The sequence below is a fragment of the Castellaniella denitrificans genome, assembly GCF_042653765.1.
Lineage (GTDB): Bacteria > Pseudomonadota > Gammaproteobacteria > Burkholderiales > Burkholderiaceae_B > Castellaniella > Castellaniella denitrificans.
On the sequence record NZ_JBHSEZ010000029.1, the window covers coordinates 203,497 to 209,834 of the forward strand.

The 6,338-nt window shown below is 68.3% G+C and carries 7 protein-coding genes; 4 read left to right on the forward strand and 3 right to left on the reverse strand.

Going from position 1 to position 6,338, the window contains the following annotated elements:
* Positions 1–12: 12 nt before the first annotated feature.
* From ACFO27_RS16035 to ACFO27_RS16045, 3 genes are all read right to left on the reverse strand, one after another.
* The gene (locus ACFO27_RS16035; protein WP_011805820.1) at positions 13–315 is read right to left on the reverse strand and encodes a helix-turn-helix domain-containing protein; all 303 of its coding nucleotides are present in this window, start codon (positions 313–315) and stop codon (positions 13–15) included.
* Complete coding sequence (locus ACFO27_RS16040) at positions 299–682, reverse strand: type II toxin-antitoxin system RelE/ParE family toxin (RefSeq protein ID WP_011805819.1); 384 nt, start codon at positions 680–682, stop codon at positions 299–301. The genes ACFO27_RS16035 and ACFO27_RS16040 overlap by 17 nt, the downstream gene beginning before the upstream one ends.
* A 139-nt stretch (positions 683–821) precedes the next feature.
* Positions 822–2,024: a tyrosine-type recombinase/integrase gene (locus tag ACFO27_RS16045; RefSeq protein WP_011805818.1), complete on the reverse strand. Its 1,203-nt coding sequence runs from the start codon at positions 2,022–2,024 to the stop codon at positions 822–824.
* 295 nt (positions 2,025–2,319) lie between these two features.
* Between ACFO27_RS16045 and ACFO27_RS16050 the strand changes: the two genes are divergently transcribed.
* The 4 genes from ACFO27_RS16050 to ACFO27_RS16065 all read left to right on the forward strand — a co-directional run.
* On the forward strand, positions 2,320–3,831 hold the full coding sequence (locus ACFO27_RS16050; protein WP_376818210.1) for a sensor histidine kinase: 1,512 nt from the start codon (positions 2,320–2,322) through the stop codon (positions 3,829–3,831).
* Positions 3,828–4,439, forward strand: coding sequence for a response regulator transcription factor (locus ACFO27_RS16055; protein WP_376818211.1), 612 nt, complete (start codon positions 3,828–3,830; stop codon positions 4,437–4,439). The genes ACFO27_RS16050 and ACFO27_RS16055 overlap by 4 nt, the downstream gene beginning before the upstream one ends.
* A 106-nt stretch (positions 4,440–4,545) precedes the next feature.
* Positions 4,546–5,031: a GlcG/HbpS family heme-binding protein gene (locus tag ACFO27_RS16060; RefSeq protein ID WP_376818212.1), complete on the forward strand. Its 486-nt coding sequence runs from the start codon at positions 4,546–4,548 to the stop codon at positions 5,029–5,031.
* 247 nt (positions 5,032–5,278) lie between these two features.
* Positions 5,279–6,338: MCP four helix bundle domain-containing protein (locus ACFO27_RS16065; RefSeq protein WP_376818213.1), on the forward strand; the 1,060-nt coding region annotated here is incomplete at its 3' end.

Consider the following 6,338-nt stretch of genomic DNA (forward strand, 5'->3'; position numbering starts at 1 on the left):
CGTTTGCCTTGATCAAATAATTGCCTGCAAACCCTTGTCGGCGATGACGTTGAGCAGCTTGAGGGCCGGCCCGGTGGGATGGGTTTCGCCTTGCTCCCACTTTCGCACGGTCGACGCGGTGGTGTGCAGGTGAAGTGCGAACACCGGCTGGCTGAACTTCAACCGTTCGCGCAGGTGTTTGATGTCGGCAGCACTGAACTCCCGCACCGGCGGCGGGCAGATCGCGTCGAACTCGCGCATCGTCACCTTGCCGATCGCTCCCGCTTCGTGGAGCGCAGCCAGGTCGCCACGCAGGGATTCAATGATCTTGCTCACAATGCACCTCCAATAACACGCCCGAGTGCAACGCCTTCGACAAAGCCTCGGCGGACAGTTCCAGGAACACCTTGCCGGCGAATTGCAGCGCCTTCTTCTCGTCCTGCGTGATATTCGCCTTGTCGCTCTTGGGGAACCCATGCAGGAATACGTAGCGGCTGCCGATCCGGGCCGACAGCAGCGTGCGGTAGCCGCCGCTCTTGCCGCCGCCGGATCGGGCAACCCGCTTCTTGTAGAGGAAGCCGCCCAAGTCCGCGTCAATCAGACCGCTTTCCATCTCTTGAACCGCCTTGCACAAGGCAGCATCAGGCAGCTTTTCGCCCGCCTGCCACCGTGCAAAGTCCTTCCGCTTGAGGACGTGGGTCATCTTGACCTCCAAACTATACCCGTAACGGGCATACTTTTCCAGTCCCCAGTGCGATGCACGGGCGGGGAGGGCTGCCGAACCGGTTGGCGTAACGGCGACACGGCAATCAGGGCCGACATGCCGAGGCACTGGTCACCGATCATGCGGTCACCTCTTTGGGTTCTTGCCGCGTGCCGACGACCGACTTGCGCCGGCTGGCTACCAACTCGGCTGCCTTACGCACCGGGTCGTCCTCGGTGTGGACGTAGCGCATGAACATCGCCACGGTCTTGTGCGCGGTTAGCGCCATGCCGACCTTGACGGGGATGCCGGAATTGGCAATGTCGGTCGCTGAGCGGTGGCGTATGCCGTGGGTGCCAACCTTCGGCACGCCGGCGCGATCAAGGATTCGGCGCCACGCCTGATAGTAGGAATGGGGGCCGAGCGGCTTGTCATGGTCGAGGATGGCCGGGCATACGTAGGGCGAATTGCCGTAGCGAGGTGCATTCGTCAGCAACCGGCGGGCTTCCTCGCTCAACGGCTTGGACATATCGCCCGTCTTGCTGTCCGGCCAGACAACCCGGCCATTGGGCAAGTCGAGCCAATCCCACTGCAACAGCAGGATCTCCGACATGCGGGCCGCGAACTCGAATTGCAGCCGGACGGCCAGCAGATAGATGGGATGTTCCAGGCCCTCGGCCTCGGCTTTGTCCAAGTAGGCGAACAGGCTGACCATCTGCTCGTCGGTGATAAGGCGGGTCGAGCCTTTCTCCGGGTACTTGGGTACGTGACGGCAAGGATTGGAGCCATCGGGCCGGTAGCCCCACAGTTCGGCCAGGTTGAACATCTTGCGGACGAGCGACAGTACGCGGTTGGCCTGCGTGGGGGACCTCTCCATGCGCTTCATCAGCGCGGTGATGTCGTGGCGCGTGACCTCGTGAACCTTCTTGCTGCCGAAGGCTGGGATGACGAAGTTGTCGATCTGGTACTGGTAGCTGGCCTGGGTGCTGGGCTTGTTGTGCGGCTTGGAGTGGTCATCCATGAACCGGCCGCACAGTTCCTTGACCGTCGGCGCCTTGCGGGCTTCGGCCTTGTCGAGTCCGGGATCGCCCCCGCGCCGGACTTCGGCCAGCCAGTCTTGGGCCAGCGACCGGGCCTGTTCGACCGTCAGCTCGCCGAACTGGCCGAGTGCCGGCTTGCGCCGCACGCCGGAGTTCGTGCGGTACTGAACCATGAAGACCTTGCGGCCCGTTGGTGTTATCTTGCACAAGAAGCCCGGAACGAGCGTATCCCGGAGTTCCACATCGCAGGTTTGCGCCTGCGCCGTGTCAACGACGGACTTGGTGAGTTTGATCTTCGCCATGAGGTGCTCCTGAAAGGCCCCGATTCCAGGGGCCGGCTAGGAGCCAGGCGGAGGGGAACCGGGGCGGTTTGCATCGCGCACCGGGATATGATCGAAGGCACTGGCCTCGGGGAAAACCTGCTACAGCAAGCCTCATCCAAGTCCATCGTTAGCCCGGTGCGGATGCCATGCTCTGGCTTAAAATCCCTCGCCTTCGGGCGTGCCGGTTCGAGTCCGGCCTCGGGCACCAATTCGACGCTTGCCCTCCGGGGCGTGGAGCGCACCTATGCAGGATCGGCCGAGGCCGCGCGGATCGATGCGCAGGAGCGTCCGGGCGATCCTGGCCTGGGGGCTGTCGCTGCTCCTGGCGGCCGGCGCGATGGCGCTGTGGCAGCAGCAGGCGCTGGTCCGGCAACTGGAAGAAGAAAGTGGCGCATTGAACCGGCTGGTTTCCCAGCGGGCCGGCCAGCACGATGCGCACCTGACGGCCCTGTCGGCCATCGCCGCGGCGTCCGCCGAACCGGCGCGCGATCTCTTCCTGGAGGTCGCGTCGACGATCACGCATTTCTATCCGCGCATCGACGACGTGCAGCTCGTCGCGCTCGACCCGCACGGTCCCGTGATCGGCACCGGTCCGCTGGCGCCGGACGTCGCGGACAGGGTCCGCGCGGCCGCCCGCGCGTCCACGGGGGACATCGCGCTGATGCCCTATCCCGGGCGGGCGCATCATTACATGATGATCAAGCGCAGCCCCAACACGTCCGGGGCGCGCCATGGCCTGATGCTGGGGATCGACGCCGGGAAGCTGCTCGACGAGGCGGGGGCCTTCTGGCACCGGCCGGGCGCCGTCCTGGCCCTGTCCATGCCCGACGGCCGTCCGCTGGCCGGCCAGGCCCATCCCGCCGGCGCCGTGCGGTCCGGCCGCGTCATCGGCAGCGCGTCCCAGCCGCTGATCCTGGAAACCGGCCTGGACGTCGGCTGGGCCGATCGGCTGCCGCTGGCGCCGACCGCGCTGCTGCTCGCCCTCGTCAGTCTTTTCCATTGGGCGGCGCTCGGCGCCTGGCGGCAGCGGGCGCGCGCCCGCGCGGTGGCGGAACAGGCGCGGATCAACGCGCTGGAATCGCGGCTGGCCCATGCGTCGCGGGTCAACGCGCTGGGCGAGATGGCCAGCGGCCTGACGCATGAACTGACGCAGCCGCTCACGGCGATCCTGGCGCAGGCGCAGGCCGGCAAGCGGCTGGCGGCGCAGGGGCGGGGCGCCGAGCTCGAATCCGTGCTGGAAGGCACGATCGCCCAGGCCCGCCGCGCGTCGGCCATCCTGGAACGGTTCCGCGACTGGTCGCGTCCCCGGCCGGCGTCGGCCGCCGTCTTCGACCTGAGGGACGCGGTGCGCAACGTCCAGGCGCTGCTGGCGCCCAAGGCGGCGTCCAGCGGGGCGCGGATCGATTTCTCCGTGCCCGGCGAACCCGTTCCCGTCCGGGCGGATCCGGTGGAAATGGAGCAGGCGGCGTTCAATCTCGTGCGCAATGCGATCGAGGCCGTGGCGGGGCGGGCCGACGCGCGGATCGCCGTCGACCTGCGGCCGGCGGCGGGCCGCGCCGTGCTCGACGTGTCGGACAACGGCCCCGGCGTCGCGTCCGGCATCCGCGCCGATCTGTTCACTCCGTTCGCCACCACACGGGGAGACGGCATGGGACTGGGGCTGGCGCTGAGCAGGCGCCTGGTCGAACGGGTCGGCGGCGATCTGGACCTGGCCGACGAGGCGGGCGAGGGCGCGACCTTCAGGATGGCGGTCCCGCTGGCCGAGGCGCGGGAGGACCGGCCATGACGCATCCCGTCTACCTGGTGGACGACGACGAAGCGGTGCGCGAGGCCCTGTGCCTGCTGCTGTCCACGGTCGGCGTCGAGGCCCGGGGCTTCGCCGATCCGGGCCTGTTCCTGGCCCAGGTCGGCCGGCTGGAGCCCGGCTGCCTGATCCTGGACATCCGCATGCCGGTGATCTCCGGGCTCAAGCTGCAGGAGCGCCTGGCCGGGCAGGGCGTGGACTGGCCGATCATCGTCATTTCGGGGCATGGCGACATCGATGCGTGCCGGCGCGCCTTCCGCAACGGCGCGATCGACTTCCTGTCCAAGCCCATCGACGAGCAGGATCTCATCGACGCCATCCAGCGCGGGCAGGACGTGCTGGATGGCCAGCTGCGGCGGCGCGCGGAACAGGCCGAAACCCTGGAGCTGCTGGCGGCGCTGACGCCGCGCGAGCGCCAGGTGCTCGATCGCGTCGCCCAGGGCTACACCACGCGCCAGATCGCCGACGCGCTCGCACTGTCGCCGCGCACCGTCGAGACCCATCGCGCCGCGATCGGCGCCAAGCTGGGCACGACCTCGCAGGCCGAATTGACGCGCCTGTGGATCGAGGGCCAGGCGGCGGCTCCGTAGAACTACGGACTTTCGCGCGAGCCTCACGAATACCCGGCCGGGCGGCTGGCCGGTAACCTTTCATCGTTCTCTCGTTCAACCCCGAGCAACCCTGAAAGGAACCGATATGATCCGCAAACTCTCCCTCGCCGCCCTCCTGTTTTCGCCGGTTCTGGCGTCCGCCGCGACCCAGCTGCCCACCGCGCCGTACCTGCCGCTGGAACTGGCGACCCGGGCGGCGGACGCCGCGCTGAAGGCATGCGCCGCCCAGGGCCACAACGTCAGCGTCGCCATCGTGGCGCGCGATGGCGGCACCAAGGCGCTGCTCAAGGCCGACAATGCCGGCCCCCACACGGCCAGCAGCGCCCAGGGCAAGGCCTTCACGTCGGCCGCCATGGGCCGCGACACCGCGGGCCTGGCCGACTTCATCGCCTCCAAGCCGGCCAATGACGGGCTGCGCGACATGGATGCCCGCATGGTCATCCAGGCCGGCGGCCTGCCGGTCAAGTTCGGCAAGGCGCTGGTGGCGGGCATCGGCGTGGGCGGCGCGCCCTCCGGCGACATCGATGCCGGCTGCGCCGCCGCGGGCCTGAAGGCGATCGGCGCGGAATGAGCCTTTTCCGCCGCAAAGACGGCGGCCCGCCCGGTTGGCGCATCGGCGCCGGCCCGGGCGGGCCGTTCCGTTCCGGCCGAAGGCGGAGTCCGTTCAAACCTATAACAATCAGGCATAACAGAAAGAATCGGATACAGGATGGCCCGGGAGGGCGTTCCGATTAAGATGAGGCCGGCTTCAAGTCGGGTCGGCCATAGGGTCTTTCGATCGGGCATGGGGCGACACCCACCGAGAGCGAGACCACACCATGCGCAACCTGAAAATCGGCACCCGGCTGGCCCTGGGATTCGGCTTTGTGATCATCCTGCTGCTGGTGATGTCGGGCATCGGCGCCTGGCGCATCCTGGACACGCAGCAGGACAACCAGGCGCTGGACCAGCGGCTGCGCACCACGGCGCTCATCCAGCAGTTGACCCGGCAGATCAACAAGAGCGCCAACCTGACGCAGGCGACCCTGGCGGCCGATCCCGACACGCTCCGGCGCCTGAAGCAGGACATCGAGGCCACCGACCGGCAGGCGGGCGAACTGGCCGGTCAGCTGGCGGAATCGCTGTCCCAGCCCGAGGCCGCCAGCCTGCTGCGCGACATCGGCCAGGATCGCGAGGCCTTCATCCAGCGCCGGGGCCAGGCGTTCAAGGACCTGGACAGCGGCAACTACGGCGAGACCGACGCCTTCTTCAACCAGGAAATGCCCAAGCGGACGACCGGCCTGATGGACCGGATCGACCAGCTGTCGCAGTTGCAGGCCGATTCCGTGCAACGCCTGTTCGACGACAGCGCACAGCAATCCAGGCTGGGCCTGACCGTGCTGGCGGCGGCCACCCTGCTGGCCCTGATCCTGGGGCCGCTGTTCGCCTGGCGGGTGACGCGGTCCGTCACCCATCCGCTGCGGCACGCCGTGAAGCTGGCGGAAGCGGTGGCGCGCCGGGACCTGAGCGCCGACGTCGTCGCCCGGGGCAGCGACGAGATCGGCCAGTTGCTGAGCGCTCTGGCCACCATGACCCGCAACCTGCGCGGCGCCATGAGCGAGGTGCGCAGCGGCTCGGACGCGATCGCCTCGGCCTCGGCGCAGATCAGCGCCGGCAACCTGGACCTGTCCTCGCGCACGGAAGAACAGGCCAGTTCCCTGGCCGAGACCGCCGCCACGATGGAGGAAATCACCGCCACCGTGCGCCAGAACGCCGACAACGCCCAGCAGGCCAACACCCTGGCCGCCTCGGCCGCCAGGACCGCCACCGACGGCGGCGCCATCGTCGCCGAGCTCGTCTCCACCATGGGCGAGATCAACGCCAAGTCCCAGCAGGTCG